Annotated in this window: 13 protein-coding genes and 2 pseudogenes; 7 read left to right on the forward strand and 8 right to left on the reverse strand. The window is 68.5% G+C overall.

The window, feature by feature from the left end; translation table 11 throughout:
- Positions 1-41 precede the first annotated feature (41 nt).
- The 4 genes from pdxR to BUS84_RS03625 form a co-directional block, all read right to left on the reverse strand.
- Complete coding sequence (gene pdxR, locus BUS84_RS03610; RefSeq protein WP_074308724.1) at positions 42-1,439, reverse strand: MocR-like pyridoxine biosynthesis transcription factor PdxR; 1,398 nt, start codon at positions 1,437-1,439, stop codon at positions 42-44.
- Positions 1,440-1,857: 418 nt separating this feature from the next.
- Positions 1,858-2,832: an RNA polymerase sigma-70 factor gene (locus BUS84_RS03615; protein ID WP_244298354.1), complete on the reverse strand. Its 975-nt coding sequence runs from the start codon at positions 2,830-2,832 to the stop codon at positions 1,858-1,860.
- 23 nt (positions 2,833-2,855) lie between these two features.
- Complete coding sequence (locus BUS84_RS41115) at positions 2,856-3,218, reverse strand: sigma factor (protein WP_074308728.1); 363 nt, start codon at positions 3,216-3,218, stop codon at positions 2,856-2,858.
- Positions 3,219-3,247: 29 nt separating this feature from the next.
- Positions 3,248-3,682, reverse strand: a complete 435-nt coding sequence (locus BUS84_RS03625) for a hypothetical protein (protein WP_143728211.1) — start codon at positions 3,680-3,682, stop codon at positions 3,248-3,250.
- Between the two features lie 147 nt (positions 3,683-3,829).
- On the opposite strand from BUS84_RS03625, the gene BUS84_RS03630 reads away from it, so the two are divergent.
- The 7 genes and pseudogenes from BUS84_RS03630 to BUS84_RS03655 all read left to right on the forward strand — a co-directional run.
- Positions 3,830-4,534 (forward strand): copper resistance CopC family protein, encoded by a 705-nt coding sequence (locus BUS84_RS03630; RefSeq protein ID WP_074308733.1) that lies wholly within the window; start codon positions 3,830-3,832, stop codon positions 4,532-4,534.
- A 264-nt stretch (positions 4,535-4,798) separates the two neighbouring features.
- The gene (locus tag BUS84_RS38110; RefSeq protein ID WP_159450972.1) at positions 4,799-4,936 is read left to right on the forward strand and encodes a hypothetical protein; all 138 of its coding nucleotides are present in this window, start codon (positions 4,799-4,801) and stop codon (positions 4,934-4,936) included.
- Positions 4,937-5,007: 71 nt separating this feature from the next.
- Positions 5,008-5,427: a hypothetical protein gene (locus tag BUS84_RS03635; RefSeq protein ID WP_074308735.1), complete on the forward strand. Its 420-nt coding sequence runs from the start codon at positions 5,008-5,010 to the stop codon at positions 5,425-5,427.
- 130 nt (positions 5,428-5,557) lie between these two features.
- Complete coding sequence (locus BUS84_RS03640) at positions 5,558-6,703, forward strand: low temperature requirement protein A (RefSeq protein WP_074308737.1); 1,146 nt, start codon at positions 5,558-5,560, stop codon at positions 6,701-6,703.
- Between the two features lie 392 nt (positions 6,704-7,095).
- Complete coding sequence (locus BUS84_RS03645) at positions 7,096-7,428, forward strand: helix-turn-helix domain-containing protein (protein ID WP_244298356.1); 333 nt, start codon at positions 7,096-7,098, stop codon at positions 7,426-7,428.
- Between the two features lie 237 nt (positions 7,429-7,665).
- Positions 7,666-8,908, forward strand: a pseudogene (locus BUS84_RS03650) (IS110 family RNA-guided transposase).
- Between the two features lie 23 nt (positions 8,909-8,931).
- Positions 8,932-9,816 (forward strand): annotated as a pseudogene (locus BUS84_RS03655) (IS630 family transposase); the annotation flags it as partial.
- A 101-nt stretch (positions 9,817-9,917) separates the two neighbouring features.
- On the opposite strand, the gene BUS84_RS03660 reads toward BUS84_RS03655, so the two are convergent.
- The 4 genes from BUS84_RS03660 to BUS84_RS03675 all read right to left on the reverse strand — a co-directional run bounded on the left by BUS84_RS03660 (position 9,918) and on the right by BUS84_RS03675 (position 18,042).
- The gene (locus BUS84_RS03660) at positions 9,918-11,045 is read right to left on the reverse strand and encodes a sugar phosphate isomerase/epimerase family protein (protein WP_208869510.1); all 1,128 of its coding nucleotides are present in this window, start codon (positions 11,043-11,045) and stop codon (positions 9,918-9,920) included.
- A 196-nt stretch (positions 11,046-11,241) separates the two neighbouring features.
- A complete protein-coding gene (locus BUS84_RS03665; protein WP_074308743.1) occupies positions 11,242-14,694 on the reverse strand; it encodes a ThuA domain-containing protein in 3,453 nt (1,150 codons plus the stop codon).
- 281 nt (positions 14,695-14,975) lie between these two features.
- A complete protein-coding gene (locus tag BUS84_RS03670) occupies positions 14,976-15,917 on the reverse strand; it encodes a sugar phosphate isomerase/epimerase family protein (protein ID WP_074308745.1) in 942 nt (313 codons plus the stop codon).
- 19 nt (positions 15,918-15,936) lie between these two features.
- A complete protein-coding gene (locus tag BUS84_RS03675; protein ID WP_074308747.1) occupies positions 15,937-18,042 on the reverse strand; it encodes a PQQ-dependent sugar dehydrogenase in 2,106 nt (701 codons plus the stop codon).
- Between the last annotated feature and the right edge of the window lie 147 nt (positions 18,043-18,189).

Consider the following 18,189-nt stretch of genomic DNA (forward strand, 5'->3'; position numbering starts at 1 on the left):
GTATCGAACGTAGCCCGGTCCGGACCAACAGAATGGACCACTCAGCGACTGTTCTGATGGACCAGTTCCGCAAGGCCGGTCAGCGCCGCCTTCCAGGCATGCGATGGCGGCGCCGCGTACCCGAGGACCAGGGCCGCCGCTTGCCGCTCATCCGCCGGATCGTGCCAGTAGCCGTTGCTGTGCAGGCCGATCAGGTGCAGGCCCTGGCGGCGCCCGGCCTGGACCAGCCGGCGCTCCTGCGCCGCCGAGGCCAGCGGCAGCAGCGCGTGCATGCCGGCCGCTATGCCCTCCAGCGGGATAGTGGTCACCTCGGCCAGGCGGTCGGCCAGCTCCGCCCGGCGACGCCGGTAGGTCAGGCGCATGCGGCGGATGTGCCGGTCGTACTCGCCGTGCGTGAGCAGGTCGGCCATCGCGAGCTGGTCGATCGCGGAGACTGCGGCGCCGGCCTCCAGGATCGCCGCCGCCAGGTCGCGGCGCAGCGGCTCGGGTACGACGAACCAGCCCAGGCGTACGCCCGGCGCCAGCGACTTGCTTGTGCTGCCCGCGTATACGATCCGCTCCGGCGCGAGCGCCTGCATCGCGCCCACCGGCCGCTGGTCGTAGCGGAACTCGCCGTCGTAGTCGTCCTCGATCAGGAACGCGTCGTGTTTCCGCGCCCAGGCGATGAACCGGTAGCGGTGCTGCGGGGCGAGCACCACCCCCGTCGGATGCTGGTGCGCCGGGGTGAGCAGGGCGGCCTGGCCCGCCGCCTCGTCTGGGTCGGCCCCGCCCGCACCGACGGTGAGCGGGGTGACCGTCAGGCCCGCGGCACGGAGCACCATGCGGTGGTGGGGCAGGCCGGGGTTTTCGGTGGCGATGGCACGCAGGCCGCGCCGGTGTAGCGCCCGCGCCAGCAGGGAGAGCCCCTGGGTGAAGCCGGCGGTGATCACCACCGCGTCGGGGTCGCAGAGCACCCCGCGGGTACGCGCGAGATAGCCGGCCACCGCCGCCCGCAACCCGGGCAGCCCCGTCGGCTCGGTGTAGTCCAGCGCGCTGCGCGACGCCGTCGCGAGCGCCCGGCGGACACTGCCGGCCCAGACCGTACGCGGGAACGAACCGAGATCGGGAATCCCCGGCCGCAGCTCGATCACCGGCCCGGAGACCGTCGACGGCTGCGGTTCCCGGCGCGAGCCGGGTGGATCATGGGGCACAGCCGCGACCCGGGTGCCGGAGCCCGGCGCCGACACCAGCCACCCTTCCGCCACCAACTGCGCGTACGCCCGCACGACCGTGCCCCGGGCCAGGCCCAGGTCGGTGGCTAGGCTCCGGCTCCCGGGCAGACGCGACCCGGCCCGCAGCCGGCCGGTCCGAATGCTCTCCCGTAACGCGCTCTCCAGCGAACGACCCGGGAAACCCGCACCCCGATCAAACTCCAGATGCAGGTCGAGGGACTCCACCACCCGCCAACGATCTCACTCGTGCGGCAGCGACGCCGGGTTCGGCGACGATTCAGACGCCAGACCCCGTCGACCTTGACGTACGTGCCGTCGACGAACCATGGGGGCACCGGGTGGGCGCCGGTGGAATCGGGCGGCGTCGGCCAGCAGTGAGGTGAACCGCCGCCTCCACCGGAACGCCGTCACGTGATCCATCTCGACCGCGCGTTCGACCAGGAGTTGTTCCACGTTCCGACAAGAGAGTTTGCATCTTGGGTACCGGCGGACCCGCGAGGACGATCACCTGGGTCGTGAAGAGCGTAAGAGCTGTGCTCCCGCGGGCCAGAGTCGGTCAGGTCACCGTTCGTGACAGCGCAGACGGCCGCATGCGACCGTGCCAGCCGGACCGGGCTGCCCGTCGCTGTGTCACCGGTGCCGGCGGTTACCGCTGGAACTGGGTTAGTTTCTGCGGATTGAGGACGATCAGCACTCGTTCGATTCCGGCGGGTGAGGCATCGATGTTGACCAACGCGATCGCTGTTCCGGCCTGCGACACGAGGATCGCGGCCTGACCATTGGATTCGACGATCTCCAGCGTAAGGTCGCGGCCGAACTTCCGAATCACTCCCAGGATGTAACGCGCGACGTTGTCGCGTCCGACGACGGGTACCTGGGCGGCGCGGACGGTGCCGCCGCCGTCGGCGTAGGAGGTGGCAGTCTCGGCGAGCAGTTCCTCGAGCCGGGGCAGGTCTCCGGAGCGGGCTGCGGCGAGGAATGCACGCAGAAGACGGCCGTGGTCGGCGTAGCCGACCGGATCGCGCCGCTCTTGGGCCAAGTGCGTACGGGCGCGTCGGCCGAGCTGCCGCGCGTTCGCCTCGCTGATGCCGAGTACCTCGCCGATCCGCCGGTACGGGTAGTCGAACGCCTCGCGCAGCACGTACACCGCCCGCTCGGCCGGGGTGAGCCGTTCCAACAGAAGCAGCACGGCGAGTTCGAGTGACTCGTTGCGTTCGGCCTGCAGTGTCGGGTCGGCGGAGGTGTCGACGGGCTCGGGTAGCCACGGTCCGGGGTACAGCTCACGTCGGGCGCGAGCCGATGTCGCGGCGTTCAGAGCGAGCCGAGAAGTCGTCGTGACCAGGAACCCGATCGGGTCCCGTACCTGGCTGCGATCGGTCTGTTGCCACCGAAGCCAGGCTTCCTGCACGACGTCCTCCGCCTCCGCGACACTTCCGAGCATCCGGTAGGCAATGCCGAAGAGCCGCGGTCGGACCGCGCCGAAGATGCCTAACGCGCCGACCAGTGTCCCGTCTTTCCCTCGCCCCACCATGACCGTCCGCCTCGTCGCTTCTATCCCTGAATATGCAGGTGAGCTCGAACTACCGCCGATATCGCTGCTGTCCGTTGGGCGCCAACGCATACAGATACCCCTGGGCGGCCGCATTACAGCATCGGCGCACCGCGCCAGGCCCCCCACCTCTGAGGCGGAGGGCCCGCAACATGGAGGCGACCCGCTCGATCGGCGGTCTGGCCACCGGCTCGGGGCGGCGACGATTCGAGCAGACCGATACAGATCCGCACGAGCGTGCTGACGAGCCAGCTGAAGGGGCTGCCGATGCCATCCTGTTGGTCGTCCGGCATCGTGTACCAGCCGGTGTACGTCTCTTGCACCGCGTGTTCGGCGATTTCGACCGAACCGAGTAGGTGATATGCGAGGTTCTTGAGGAGGCGTCGTTCGGCGACGACGACGCAGAACGCGCTGGGTAGCGCGTTTGACCGACGTGGCCGGCGGGGTTCGGGAACCATCGGTTCTCCCAGTGGTTGACGCGGAAGGTTCAGTGGGCGGCCCGAGCCGAGGGGAAGCCGCGCCGGACCGCTCGACGGTCACGCAGCACCGTCAGCAGGATGATCACCAGGCCGACGAGCGCCACGGCCGCGTTTGCGGTGGTGAGGAGGATCGCCTCACCTACGGTCGCCGTCTCCATGTTCGTGAGGTGGTAAAAGAAGTGCGGCACCGCGAAGACGGAATAGGCACCCGCGGCGGGGATGACGAAGTGGGACTTGGGTTTGACCGCCGCGATGCCCAGCAGCAGGGCGATCGCCAGTGATGCCGTACCGAAGTCCCGCGCGTAGTGCTCGCTGAACGGCGGGGTGAGGTCCACTGTCGGGAAGTTCGTGTAGAAGCTGGCCGGCCAGATCGCGTTCCAGGCCCCGACCACGAAGTTGTCGACAAACAAGATCGCCAGTGCGATGCGAATGATGATGGTCACGGGTTGTTGCTCCTTGCGCTGTCCCGGCTCGGCGTCCGAGGTGTCGCCCTTGACGGGCCAGCCGACGTAGCTGGACACATCGGATACCCGCCAGTGGTGGGCGAGTGTCACCAGTTACGGACCGAGCAGGTCTCCGATTCGTGACAGATGGCCAGCGGCAAGCTCTGCTGTCACGAATTGGGGGCCCGCTCGGTCCAGTTCGCAGATGCCGCGGTCGTTCGCGGCGGTGGGGAGCACGCCATGAAGAGAAGCGTTGCGGCGCGCGTGACCGGCGAGTCAGACACCGCTCGGGTGCCTCGCATTCGTCGTACCGTCGGATTGATCGTCACGGTCGCGCTTGCTGCCGGTCTCCCGCTGGCGGTCACGCCCGCTCCCGCGTTCGCCCACGGCGCGACGCATTCGATCACGCCGGCCGCCGGTGCCGCGCTCGCGACTGCCCCGGAACGGGTCGAGGTGGTGTTCGCTGCCGAGATCACGTCTGACAGCGCCGTCACGATCATGGACCGCGCGGGAACGGATTGGGCCGGCGGTCGGCCGGCTGTCCAAGGGGCGACGCTGATCGGTCAGGTGAAAGCGGGTATGCCTGACGGCAGGTACGAGATCAGTTGGCGAGCAACCTTCACCGACGGACATCCGGTAGCCGGCACGGCGGAGTTCACTGTGGGAGCGGACGCTGCGGCGGCGGCCGCAGCAAATCCGTTTCGGGCCCGGGTCACGCACGGCGGGGTCGTCGCGTTCTACGCCGCCGCAGGCGTGGCCGTACTTGCTCTCCTTCTCGCGATCATGACGCTCTCGCGCGGTGTGTACGCCGCAAGCACGCGCGCGGCCACACGTGACGGCTCCACCCTTTAGGGCGACTTGCGCAGTTTCAGCCCCGGCGAGAAATCTTGGAGAGCTAGAACCAACAGTGACATCACAGCGGTTGATTCCCCTTTCACCCCGGCGCCCGGTCCGGGCGACGCACCCCCGCGGCGTTACGGCGAACGCGGATCGGGAGGTAGCTCAGTGCGTATCGCGGTAGCTGGCGGGACCGGCTGGGTCGGAAGTCTCGCCGTCGACGCCGTACGGGCTGCCGGCCACGAGCCGGTCATACTCGTCCGCTCCACAGGCGTAGACATGATCCGCCGTTCCGGGCTGGACGAGGCGCTGACCGGCGGCCTGCTGCCCACCGGCCCCGGTCCTCAGGGCAAACAGACCTTCGACCAGTGGCGTGCCAGCCCGGCAGCGCAGAACACCACCGGGCGGACCCGATGAACGGAGGCCAGTCACCCATCCCCGCCGCACCGCAGGTCGCGTCAACAGACGGACGGGGCTCTGCGCTGACCGTGCTGATCCGGATCGCCCTTGCCGTCCTCTTCCTCGACGAACTCGTTGTCGGGTTCTGGAACCAGGCCTTCCCCGAAAACTTCTACAACAACTTCCCGACTGTCACCCTTACCCCGCCGCTCAGCGAGCACTACGCGCGAGACTTCGGCGGAGCTACCCTCGGCCTGGCCGTCGTCCTTGGCATAGCGCTCGTCGCACCTCGAGCCGCATTCACCATCCCCGCGGCGGCGGCATTCTCCACCTTCGCCATACCCCACTTTTTCTTCCACCTGACCCACCTCGACCACGCCAGCCTTAGCGAGGCGGTGTTCCTCACGACCGCCAATGCCGTCGTCGCCCTGCTCGGCCTTCTCGTCATCGCCCTGACGCTCATCCGAGACGCCAGGCATCGCCGGTCCCAGCTCGACGCCAGCGGATAATCGACTGGTAGCAGAGCTGACTGGACGCCCGCGGCGTTGGCTGCACCGCGCCACCCGGCGTCGGGCTGCCGACAAGCGGAAGTTGGCGCGCCCCGGAATTCCACCGTCAGGACAGCCCAGTGGCACAGTGATGGGAGACGAGCAACCAGGCGGGCTGCTCAGGGCGCCCCGGGAACGCCAGCCGGTAGCGCTCCTGGAGCTGTTCTTCGACCTGGCATTCGTCTTCGCCCTCACGCAACTGTCCCGAAATCTGGTCGAGGATCTGACCTGGGCAGGGGCCTACCAGACCGGCGTGCTGCTCCTCGCGGTGTGGTGGGTCTGGACCCTGACGGCGTGGCTGACCAACCGGCTGGACCCTCGCCACCTCACAGTTCAGGTCGTCGTCCTGGGAACCATGATCGCCAGCCTCGTGATGGCAGCCGTGTTAACCGACGCCTTCGACGAGCACGGCATTGTTTTCGCGAGTGTTTCCGCCGTACTGCACGTCGCGGTGATGCTCTTCCTCATCGTCGCCCTGCCCCATCCAGAAAGGCGCACCGGATGGCGACTACTCCTCTGGTCCAGCGGCACCGCAGCACTCTGGTTCGCTGGCGGTGTCACCGTCGGCACCGCACGTTCGTTGCTGTGGACCCTCGCCGCAGCTGTCGACTACGCCGCATTCACACTCCGGTTTCCCACACCACGGCTCGGACGGGTAACCGCATCCGACTGGCCCGTCGCCGCCGAGCATCTGGCGGAACGTCACCGCCAACTCCTCATCATCGCCCTCGGCGAGATGATCACCGTCACGGGTCTCACATTCACCCAGACAGAGTTCACCGCCGAGCGAATCGGCGCCTTCGCAGCCTCGATCCTCACCAGCATCCTTTTTTGGAGGATCTACGTCTACCGCGCTGGAGAACTACTGGCCAAAGCCATCGCCGCTGCCTCCGATCCCGTGAGGCTGACCCGTCCCATGGCACACGCCCACCTGGCGATGGTGGCCGGCATCGTTGTTACCGCAGTCGGCGACGAACTCGTCATCACCCACCCGCTCGACCACAGCCACCTGGCGTGGGTCGCTGTCCTCCTCGGCGGACCCGCGCTGTTCGTACTGGGACGAGCCCGCCTACAACGCGCAGTGTTCAGTCGTGTGCCGCCAAGCTTGCCGATCGCCCTGCTCGCACTGCTCCTACTATCGGCACCGCTGCTGTTCGCCCCACCACTGCTAACCGCTATCGCCGTTGCCGCAGTCCTCGCCGCTATCGTCCTATCCGACGCGAGTGACCGACGATGAAACCCTTGTTAGCGCCGCCTCAATCCCAAGTTCACGTCCGCGATGACCTGGGCGGAGCTGCTCGCCGCAGCGGCGCTGCCGGATGAGCGGCTGGCCTGGGCGCAGCGGCTCATCCTGATGCTGCCGATGCCAGGTCCGCAGGAACTGCCCGAGGATGCCGATGAGGTTATGCACAGGGCGCTGTCTGCCAGCCGGGCACGGTCTGGAGCTTGTCGAAGAACTTGCCGGCTTGGTAGGCGGCTCGGACAGTTGCGCGATGGTGCTCCAGCCTTGGCTGGGGCGTTGCTGGAAGACGCCGATGGAGTCATGGTCGTTGCGGTCGCCGACCGAGCAGCAGGTAGCCGAGGAAGCCGACGGCGGCGCTAGTGCCTTGACCACGAACGTTCACGGTGTTGAATGACACGCCGCCCGGCCTGTCGGCCGGGCGGCGTCGCGGCGGTCAGGCTGTGGCGGTGGCAGATCCTGTACGCGTGCGGCGGCTGAGTGATCAGGAAGGTCAGCAGCTGCTCAGAATCACCCGCCGGGGAACCGGTTCACCAATCCGACTACGTCGGGCCATGGTCGTGCTCGCGTCTGCCGGCGGGAACACGGTGCCGGCGATCGCCCGTCTCGTTCAGGCCGACGAGGACACGATCCGGCAGGTCGTCCACCGGTTCAACGAGATGGGGATGGCCAGCCTGGACCCTAATGGGCCTTACCGGGAACCGGGCGGCATTGCTTCTTGATGTTGCTGCGGGAGACTCGGGCGGTAGCCGCTGGCGGGTGAGCACTCTTGGACCCTGGACGTTGAGTCCTGCACTGAGACCGTGCCCCCGTCGGTGTCCCGGGGAGGCTTGACCGTTGATGGGGTGTCGTGCCGTCCGAGCGTTGGATGCCGCTCGGGATGAGCACTGATCCATTAGGGCGCGTGCTGTCCTCCTCCTGGCTGCTGGTCGATGCCATCGAGGGTGAGGAAGGCAACGTTGCTGTTCGTCGGTGATGACTGGGCCGAGGACCACCATGACGTGGAGCTGCAAGACGAGGCCGGACGAGTGCTGGCGCGGCGACGGCTTCCCGAAGGAATCATAGGGATTGCCGGGCTTCACGCCATGGTTGCCGAACGTGTAGCTGGGTCGGAAGGCGCCGGGGAAGGCCGAGGCGATGTGAGCGTGGTGGTGGGTATCGAGACCGATCGGGGACCGTGGGTCGAAGCGCTGATCGCTGCCGGCTATCAGGTCTTCGCGATCAACCCGAAGCAGGCGAGCCGGTTCAAGGAGCGTTACGGCGTTTCGGGAGCCAAGAGCGACAAGGGCGACGCGCACGCCTTGGCGGACATGGTCCGCATCGACCGGGCGCAGCTGCGCCCGGTGGCCGGCGACACGTCGTCAGCTCAAGCGATCAAGGTGGTCGCCCGGGCGCATCAGACGATGGTCTGGGAACGAACCCGCGCGATGCTTCGGCTGCGGTCGGCACTACGGGAGTACTTCCCGGCCGCGTTGGTCGCCTACGAGAAGTTGGGGCTGGCCGGCGCCGACACTCTTGAGTTGCTGCAGGCTGCGCCATCTCCAGCACAGGCAGCGGCACTGGGACATCGAGGTGGTCGTCGCGGCGCTGCGGCGGGGCCACCGGCACAAAGTCCACAACAAAGCCGCGGCCATCACCGCAGCCCTGCGCAGTGAACACCTTGGCCGCTCAGCAGCGGTTACTGAGGCTTACGCCGCGACGGTTGCCGCGCTGAGCGCGGTGATCACTGTCTTCAACACTCAGATCAAGCAGCTGGAACGGCAGGTCGAGGCGCATTTCATCGAGCACCCGCAGGCCGGCGTCTATCGGTCACAGCCAGGCATCGGTGTGGTTACCGGAGCTCGGCTGCTGGCGGAGTTCGGCGACGACCCTGACCGTTACGCCAGCGCCAAGGCGCGCAAGAACTATGCCGCGACCAGCCCGGTTACCCGGGCATCCGGCAGGAGCAAGGTGGTCATGGCCCGATTCGTGCACAACGACCGCTTGGTCGACGCGCTGCACGCCCAGGCGTTCTCGGCCATCAACGGCTCACCCGGCGCCCGCGCCTACTACGACAAACAACGGGCCCGCGACGTCGACCACGGCCGGGCCTTGCGGCAAGTCGCCAACCGACTGGTCGGCATCCTGCACGGCTGCCTCAAGACCGGCACCGCTTACGACGAAAACACCGCCTGGACGCACCAGTCGGTTGGCTCTGCTTGACACCGAATCGGCATGGGGTGTCTCAGTGGGCGGGTGGCCGTCCCCGCCAGATCAGTCCTGACGAGGAACAGTTCATCGTCGAGACGGCCAACACCCGCCCCGAGAAACTGGGGCGTCCGTTCACCCGCTGGAGCATCCGCAAGCTCGCCGATCACCTGCGCGCTCATTCCACCCGCCGGGTCCGGATCGAGCGGGAACGGCTGCGGCAGATCCTGCACCGGCACCGGATCACCTTCCAGCGGACCAAGACGTGGAAGGAGTCCACGGATCCGCAGCGCGACGCCAAACTCGCCCGGATCGAGTACGTGAGCACCTGTTTCCCGCAGCGGGTGTTCGCGTTCGACGAGTTCGGGCCCCTGGTGATCCGTCCGCAGGCCGGCGCAGGTTGGGCGCCGGCCGGGCACCCGCACCGGTTGCCCGCGAACTACCACAAGCTGCACGGGGTCCGGCAGTTCCACGGCTGCTACTCCGTCGGTGACGACCAACTCTGGGGCGTCGTGCGGCGCCGCAAGAGTGCCGCGAACACCCTGGCCGCACTCACGTCGATCCGCGCCGCGCGTCCGGACGGGGCGCCGATCTACGTAATCCTGGACAACCTGTCCGCGCACAAAGGTCTCAAGATTCGCAGGTGGGCGGCCCGGAACAAGGTCAAACTCTGCTTCACCCCGACCTACGCCTCCTGGGCCAACCCGATCGAGGCCCAGTTCGGGCCGCTACGCACCTTCGTGATCGCCGGCTCGAACCACCCCAACCACACCGTCCTGGCCCGTCGGCTGCAGGCCTACCTACGCTGGCGCAACGCCAACGCCCGCCACCCCGACGTCCTGGCCGCCCAACGCCGCGAACGCGCCCGCATCCGCAGCGAACGCCAACGACGATGGGGCCAACCCGCCACCCGAGCAGCCTGACCCCAACACCGTGAACGTTCGTGGTCAGAGCACTAGGCAGAAGATCGCCCGCTCCAGCCGACACGCCGGATCGGCCGGAGCGGGCGAATCTGTGGGAGTTGTCAGTAGCGCAGGGCGCGGAGGTTTGCGTAGCTGTCGCAGGCGGACGAGACGCCGTCCGGGCGGGGGCTGTCGTTCTCGGTCAGGTAGAGGCCGACTCCGCTCATCTGGCTGTAGGCGAAGATGCGGGCGAAGTCGATGGTGCCCTCGCCCACGTCGGCGAAGGAGCCGTCGGCGGCCATGTCCTTGACGTGGAACAGCGAGAACCGGCCCGGGTACTGCTTGATCAGCTCCACCGGATCGACGCCGACGCTGGCCGCCCAGTAGAGGTCGAGCTCCATCGCCACCAGGTTCGGGTCGGTCTCGCGGACCAGCACGTCGTAGCCGCGTACGCCGTTCTGGGCGGTGAACTCGAAGCCGTGGTTGTGGTACGCGACGGTGATGCCGGCCTGCTTGAGCGTGGCGCCGACGGTGTTGAGGGTCGCGGCCACCCTGGAGTAGTCGGCCAGGGTCCAGGAGCCCGATCCGGAGATGCGAACGTACTTCGCGCCGAACGCCTTGGCGTTGGCGATGACGCCGTCGAGGTTGTTCTGAAGGTCGCCGAGGCCGATCCCGATGGAGGGAACGGACAGTCCGGCGTCGGCCACCAGGGGCGCGAGCGCGGTGGCCGTCCTGCCGTAGAAGTTGTTGACCGCGCCCGAGGGTTCCGCGTTGCGGTAGCCGCAGGCGGCGAGCGCGCCGAGGGTGGCTTCGGGTGCGCTCGACATGGTGGCCCGGACCGTGTAGAGGACGAGGCCGATGCGGTCGTCGGGTAGCGCGCGGGTCCCCGATGCCGGCTGCGGTGTGCCGATCTCGGAGCTGGCTGCCGCTCGTACGATGCTCGCGCTCTCCTGCGGTGTGATGACGTCGTCCTGCCGGAGCGTGTTGGTCAGGCCGCTGACGGTGCTCACGAAGCTGCCGTGGTCGGCGAACGGGGCGTTCGCCCAGACGGCGTCCAGGATGGTGCACCCGTTGCCGAGGTCGCGGTTGGGTACGCCTGAGTCGGCGCCGGCACGGCCGAAGAAGACCGTGGACGAGGTGGTGTAGCCCCACGGGCAGAGGTCGGCGGCGACCTGTTCCGCGGCGGACGTGTCGGGTTCGGCGGCCGACGCCGGAGCCGCGGTGAGCGGCAGGAGTGTCGCTGCGAGCAACACGGCGAGGTGACGGGCTCGCGGTCGATGGTGGGACGGGCGGGCGGAGCTGGAGTTCATCGTGTGTCTCCCGGAAGTCGGAGGGGCAGGTGGAGGCCATCGAGGGCAGCGCCACGGATGGCGGTTGCTGGAGGCTGTCGGGGCCGCGCCGGGTCGGTGGTGGCGGGGCGGCGTTCCGCCCCGCCACCCGTGGCGCTCAGCTCACCGTCACGACCACGATCGAGGACGTCGTCGCCCCGACGCTGTCGGTGACGGTCAGTCGTGCCGTGTACGTGCCTCGGCGGGCGTACGTGTGACTGGCCGACGCCCCGTGCGCGACGGCTGAGTTGTCGCCGAAGTCCCACGCGTGATCCGTGATGGTGCGTCCGGCCGCCGGCGAGGCTGTGCCGGCGAAGGCGACCGCCAGCGGCGCGGTGCCGGTGGTGGGCGTGGCCGAGGCCGAAACGGTGGCGTCGGTCTGTTCGCGTACCCCGGCGCCGTTGAAGCGCAGCCAGTCCAGCGCCATCAGGTCGGGGGTGCCACCGGTCTGGTTCGGGTTGAGGAAGGCGAGGTAGAGGGTGGTTGTGCGGCCCGGATCGGTCAGCTCGACGGTGGGCGAGACGACGTTGTCCCAGCCGCCGGTGCCGCCGATGGTGGCCCGGCCGAGGAGTTGGCCGGTGGGGGAGTCGGCCCTGATCTCGATGTCGCCGCCGCTGCTGCCCGAGGCGACTCCGAAGGTGACCGAGTCGATGTTGCGGAGGTTGACCGGGCCGAAGTTGATCCACTCGCCGTTGTCGATGTCGCCGATGCGCTTGCCGGCGCTCGCTGTGGCGCGGTCGAGGACCTGGATGCCGCTCTGGCCGTCGAAGTGCTCGGCCTCCTTGCTCTTGGTCTGCAGCTCGGCCCGGGTCGAGCCGACCAGGTTCGGTGCCCCGTTCGCCCCGCCGTCGGTGTACTGGGCGGAGAGCAGCGTGTAGAGGTTCTGTCCCGGGCCGTGCCCGTCGCCGCCGTTGCTCTCGGTCACTGCCACCCCGGCGCACCCGACGTAGTTGTCCAGCGGGTGGGCGTGTGAGTCATGGCCGAGCTGGGTCTGCACGACCACCTTGGAGCAGTCGATGGTGCTCTCCTCCGGGTCGGTGACCGTCACCGTGTACGGGATGCGGTCACCGAAATCGAAGAAGGCCCCGTCGGGGACGCTGAGGGTCACCGTCGGGCGCGTGTTGCCGGCCGTGATCTCCTGTACGGCGACGGCGGTCTGCCCGTTGGTGGCGGTGACGGTGAGCCGGGCGGTGAAGCGCCCCGGTGTGCTGTAGGTGTGGCTGGGGTTGGCGGCGGTGGAGTCGATGCTGCCGTTGCCGTCGAAGTCCCAGGCGTACTGGATTGCGGTGCCGTCCGGCCCGCTGGAGCCGGCGCTGGAGAAGGCGACGGTCAGTGGCGCCGGGCCGCTGTCCTTGTCGACGGCCAGCTTGGCCACTGGCGGCCGGCTGTTGGCGACGTAGTCGATGCGGTAGATGCCGGCGCCCTCGTTGCTGCCGCCCCGACCGCTGCCGCTGCCCTCGCCGAAGTCGATGACGTAGAGGGAGCCGTCCGGCCCGAACTCCGCCTCGAATGGCTGGATCCACGACATGTTGCCGAGGATCCCGTTGATGGACTGCAGGTCACCGGCGTTGGTGGGGCCGAAGCGGGGATCGCTGAACGTCTGGGCGGTGTCGTGGATCGACAGCGTCTTGAACCACCTGCGGGTTAGCTCGTAGACGATCCACTTGCCCTCGTAGTACTGGGGGAACTTGGTCAGCCGCTTGTTGGACGGGTCGTAGTCGTAGACGGGCCCGCTCATGGGGCCGCCGCCGCCCGTGCCCAGCTCCGGGAACTGCGGGGAGGCCGAGTAGGCGTACGAGATTAGGGCCGGCCGGGTTGCCGGGAGGTTGGTCAGGCCGGTGTTGTTGGGGGAGTCGTTGACCGGCGCGGCGCAGTCGAACTTCGGCCCCGAGGTGGCGGTGGCGAAGTCGTAGTCGTTGAACGGGATGTTGTTGCCGATGCAGTAGGGCCAGCCGTAGTTGCCGGCGCTGGTGATCCGGTTGAACTCGACCGTGCCCTCCGGTCCGCGGGCCGGGTTGGCGGACCGGGCGTCGGGGCCGTAGTCGGCGACGAGCAGCGCGTTCGTCTTGGAGTCGACGGTGATGCGGAACGGGTTGCGCATACCCATCGCATAGATCTCGGGTTTGGTGCGGGCCGTGCCCGGGGCGAACAGGTTGCCGTCGGGAATGGCGTACTTGCCGTTGGGTAGGGGCTTGATCCGCAGGATTTTGCCGCGCAGGTCGTTGGTGTTGCCGGCGGTGCCCTGGGCGTCGTACGCGCGACGGCCGGTTCGCTCGTCGATCGGGGTGAAGCCGCTGGACTCGAAGGGGTCGGTGTTGTCACCGATCGCGGCGTACAGGTTGCCCTGCTGGTCCATCGTCAGCGAGCCGCCCATGTGCGAGTTGGCGCGAGCCTCACCGCGCCAGGTCGGGATCGTGAGCAGGCGCTTCTCCGAGGCGAGGCTGACGCTGTCGCCGTCGACGGTGAAGCGGGACAGGTTCAGCTGATTCTCCACCCGGTCGGACCAGAGCAGATAGAGCCAGTTGTTCTCGGCGAAGTGTCGGTCCAGAGTCATGCCGAGCAGCCCGTCGGACTGACTGGTCTGCGCCGGCGTGTAGGCGAAGTCCAGCAGCGTGGTGACCGCGAGGGTGTCCTGGTTGACGACCTTCAGCGCGCCGGTGCGCTCGATGTAGAAGACCCGGCGGTCCGGCGCCACCGCCAGTTCAAACGGGTCGGAGAGGTCCTGGTTGACCAGGGGGATCCGCTCGAAGTTGGTGGTCCTGGTGGCGCCGCAGTCACCGGGGGCGGCGCCGGCGGCCCACTTGATGCCGCCCAGCAGGTGCGCGAGGAAGGCCGGCTCCTGGAACGACGAGGAGCTGTGCCCGCCGGCGGTGAACCAGGAGCGCCCGCCGTCGTAGTTCTGGCACCACGAGTAGGCATGGTCGGTGCCCTCGTCGAGCCCGGCAATGCCGTCGCGCACCTTGATCTGGGCGAGCGTGTGGACCTTGCCGGTGGGGTTGGTGCGCCAGTTGTACCACTCCTCGCTGCGCTCCCAGAGCTCCGGAAGGTCCTTCGTGGACGGGTGGGCGTGGTCGAGGACCTTGATCCGGCCCGGGAAGGTGCCGCCCGTGGCGGAGAAGTCCGGGTGCTGGTCGAAGATGGTCCCGACCAGTCCCTCGTACCAGGTCCAGTTCCGCTCGCTGGCCGACGCGGCGTGCAGGCCGACCCAGCCACCGCCGTTACGGATGAACCTCTGCAGCGCGGCCCGCTGGTCGGCGTCGAGGAGGTCGCCGGACGCCGGGGTGGAGTTGGTGTTGTTGAACACGAGAGCGTCGAAGCGGGCGAGGTTGGCGTCGGTGAACGCGCCCGCGTCGGTGGTCGCCTCGACGGCGAATCCCTGTTGGTCGCCGAGCTGCCGGATGGCGGCGACGCCGGCCGGGATGGAGTCGTGGTAGAAGTTCGTGACCTTGGAGAAGACCAGCACCCGGAAATTGGCGGCGGTCGCGGATTCGGCGGCGGTCGCTGCGGTGCTCGGCAACAGAAGTGTGACGGCCACGAGCAGGGCGAACAGTAGCGTGCGTTGGCGTCTCATACACGCGCTCCTTGGCGAGGGTCGGTGGTAAGAAAGCGCTTTCCACGTGCCCTGAACCCTACGAGATCAATTTCGGCAGGTCAATATTCCGACGGCGTCCGCATTCGGCGTTGGCGCATTTCTTGCTGTCGTTTCATGGCATGCCGATAACCACTCTCCTCGCGAGGAGGGAGTGGTTATCGCGGTCAGTTTGATATCGACAATAAATGCTGGTCGGGCACCAGAGCCCACATTTCCGGCCGCCGGCCCTGGTGCCCGTCAGCACTCCTCTCGGCGGTTCCTCAGAACCGCAGCTTGCGCAGGTAGCGGTAGCCGATCTCGGCCGTCTGCTGCGGTGTCACGTCGGGCGTGTCGTTCTCGACGATGTATTCCAGGACCGAGTGCTCGCGGAAGATCCGGGCGAAGTCGACGGTCCCGGTACCCAGGTCGGCCATGTCGCCGGTGGTCTCGTCCCGGTCCTTGACGTGGTACTGCAGGACGCGCTGCGGCGCGGAGCGGATGACGTCGAGGGTGAAGCCCTCGGGGTCCGCGACGCCGTCGCCGGAGTTGATGCCGCCGGTGACCGCCCAGTAGAGGTCGACCTCCAGGTGCACGAGTTTCGGGTCGAGTTCGGCGGTCAGCACGTCCCACGGCCGCTTGCCGCCGCCGAGGTCGATGGTGAACTCGTGGGCGTGGTTGTGGTAGCCGTAGCGCAGGCCGGCTGCCTGCGCCGCCGCGGCCTCGACGTTCATCTGCTCCGCCCAGCGTTTCCAGTCGTCCGTGCTCTCGGAGTACAGGTAAGGCACCACCATGAACTGCTGGCCCAGGGTGACCGCGTTCTGGACCTTCTGCTCCAGCTCCGCGGCAGTACCGCTGATCCCGTCGTGGCTGGAGCTGGCCCTGATGCCGATGCCGTCCAGGAACTGGCGCAGCTGGGCGGCGGTCCGACCGAAGTAGCCGAGCGCCAGCTCCACGCGCGGATATCCGATCCGGGCCAGGTGGGTGAGGGTGGCGTCGTAGCCGGGCGCACCCCCCAGGGCGTCGCGCATGGTCCACAGCTGGATGCTGATCAGACCCGGGGGTACGTGGTGCCGTCCGGTCCGGTGGGCGGTGGCCGACGCGGCCGTCGCGCCGAGGCCGGACGAGGCGAGCCCGACGCCGACGGCGGCCAGCGTGCCGCGCAGCAGGCTGCGCCGGTCGACGGAGCGCCGCAGCGCGGCCATCCCATCATGTCCGTAACACATGCTCTCTCCTTCTCGAACGTTATGCGCTGGGGACGAGGACGACCTCATCGGTGCCGGTCAGGGACGGCAGGCCGTCACCGCCGGGGTCGGTGTAGGACGCGACGAACACCCCGGTCAGGTGGTCGGTCGCCGGGTCGTGACCGGACGGCACCGTCGTCTGGATCGAGCCGGTGCAGCCGTTCGCGGTGGTCTGCGGGTGCCCGTGGGTGTCGTGGCCGAGGATGTACGTGACGCTGACCCGGGAGCAGTCCACCGGCTGGTCGTCGGTCACCCGTACCTCGAACTGCACGGTGTCGCCGAAGGCGAAGGGCTGGCCCGCGACCGGCTTGACGAGCTCCACCACCGGCGGGGCGTTACCGACCACCACCGGCACCGACGCGGCGGCCGAGAGCCCACCCGGGTCGGTCACCCGCAGGGTGGCGTTGTAGAGCCCGTTGTCCCGGTACGTGAACGTCGGGTTCGCCGCTCGCGAGTCGACCTTGCCGTCGTTGTCGAAGTCCCACGCAAACTTCAGCCGGTCGCCGTCATAATCCGTGGTGCCGTCGCTGGAAAACGTGACGGTCAGCGGCGCGAGCCCGGCGGTGGGCGTGGCCGAGACCTGCGGCGCCGGAGTGTGGTTGCCCGTCCAGCCCGTGTAGTCGATCCGGGCCAGCTGCGCGTCCGGGTTCTCACTGAAGTAGCCGTCGCCGTACTCCAGCACGTAGAGCGCCCCGTCCGGACCGAACTCCAGGTCCATCGGGTTGTCGAACGTGAACGACGGCAGCACCGGCTCGATTCCGGTCAGGTCGCCGCCAGCGTCCAGCCGCAGGCCCTTCACGTAGTCGCGAGTCCACTCGGCCAGGAGCGGGACGCCGTCGTAGTAGGCCGGCCACGCCACCGGCGCGTGCCCCTGCGTCCCTGGCGGGCTGAACTGGTACGCCGGCCCGGCCATCGGACCGATGCCGCCGGTGCCCAGCTCGGGGAACTGCGCCGACTGGCCGTAGGTGTACCACACCTGCGGCTGCGCCACCGGCGGCAGTTCCCGCAGGCCGGTGTTGTGCGGCGACTCGTTGACCGGCGCGGAGCAGTTGAACGGCGCCCCGGACACGCCCGTCGCGAAGTCGTAGTCGGTGTACGGCAGCGCCGCGGTGGCGCAGTAGGGCCACCCGTAGTTGCCGGCCTCGCGGGCGGCGAGCCACTTGCCGTGCCCGGCCGGTCCGCGCAGCGGGTCCGCCTGGCGCGCGTCCGGCGAGTAGTCGGCGACGTACAGTTCGCCGGTCTCGCGGTTCAGCTCGATCCGGAACGGGTTGCGCAGGCCCATCAGGTAGATCTCCGGACGGGTGCCGGCCGTGCCCTGCGGGAACAGGTTTCCGTCCGGGATGCTGTACCCGCCGTTGGCGCCGACCTTGATGCGCAGGATCTTGCCGCGCAGGTCGTTGGTGTTGGCCGAGGTGCGCTGCGCGTCGTATGCCGGGTTTCGGCCCGCGCGCTCGTCCAGCGGCGCGTAGCCACCGGACTCGAAGGGGTTGGTGTCGTCGCCGGTGGACAGGTACAGATTGCCCTCGGCGTCGAAGCCGATGTCGCCGCCGACGTGGCAGCAGATGCCCCGGTCGACCGGTACGTCGAGGATCTGCTGCTCGGTGGTGAGGTCCAGCTTGTCCTTGACCAGCCGGAACCGGGAAAGCCGGAGGGCTCCCTTGAATTTCGCGAAGTCCGCAGCGGTGCCCCAGGCCGGTGCGTCGCCCTCGTTGACGTTCGGCGTCGACGGGTCGTCGACCGGGGTGTTCATGGGCGGGGAGTAGTACAGGTAGACCCAGTTGTTGCCGGCCCTGCCGAAGTTCGGGTCGATCGCGACGTTCTGCAGGCCCTCCTCGTCGTGCCGGTAGACGTCCAGGGTCGCGGCGATCGTGTTGCGGCCGGTGTCCGGGTCGTGCAGCCGGACCTCACCGGCGCGGGTCACGTGCAGCACCCGGCGGTCGGGCAGCACCGCGAGGTCCATCGGCTCGCCCGGGTTGTCGTTGAGGGTCACCTTCTGGAAGTCGCCCTCGGGCGGCGGGCTGGTCGGCGCGGCCGTCGCGACGGTGGGGGTGGCGACGAGCGCGATGGTCGTCAGACCCGCTACTGCGAGCGCGAGTCGTCTCTTCATCTGCCTCTCCTTGCTCGGGACTGGTCGGGGCGGGTCGAGGAAGCCAACAACTCCTTGATGGACCTGTGCGGGCATGGCTGAGCCGCCCGTCGCCACGCACGCCGCCACCGCGGCGTCGAGCAGGTTGCCGACGGCCTCGCGGCTGAG

Source organism: Micromonospora cremea, from assembly GCF_900143515.1.
Classification (GTDB): domain Bacteria; phylum Actinomycetota; class Actinomycetes; order Mycobacteriales; family Micromonosporaceae; genus Micromonospora; species Micromonospora cremea.

Bases quoted from the DNA above. Each gene is read 5' to 3' on its own strand.
- BUS84_RS03615 (WP_244298354.1), bottom strand. From the start codon at position 2,832: ATGCGTTGGCGCCCAACGGACAGCAGCGATATCGGCGGTAGTTCGAGC.
- BUS84_RS41115 (WP_074308728.1), bottom strand. From the start codon at position 3,218: ATGGTTCCCGAACCCCGCCGGCCACGTCGGTCAAACGCGCTACCCAGC.
- BUS84_RS03630 (WP_074308733.1), top strand. From the start codon at position 3,830: ATGGCCAGCGGCAAGCTCTGCTGTCACGAATTGGGGGCCCGCTCGGTC.
- BUS84_RS38110 (WP_159450972.1), top strand. From the start codon at position 4,799: ATGATCCGCCGTTCCGGGCTGGACGAGGCGCTGACCGGCGGCCTGCTG.
- BUS84_RS03640 (WP_074308737.1), top strand. From the start codon at position 5,558: ATGGGAGACGAGCAACCAGGCGGGCTGCTCAGGGCGCCCCGGGAACGC.
- BUS84_RS03665 (WP_074308743.1), bottom strand. From the start codon at position 14,694: ATGAGACGCCAACGCACGCTACTGTTCGCCCTGCTCGTGGCCGTCACA.
- BUS84_RS03670 (WP_074308745.1), bottom strand. From the start codon at position 15,917: ATGTGTTACGGACATGATGGGATGGCCGCGCTGCGGCGCTCCGTCGAC.
- BUS84_RS03675 (WP_074308747.1), bottom strand. From the start codon at position 18,042: ATGAAGAGACGACTCGCGCTCGCAGTAGCGGGTCTGACGACCATCGCG.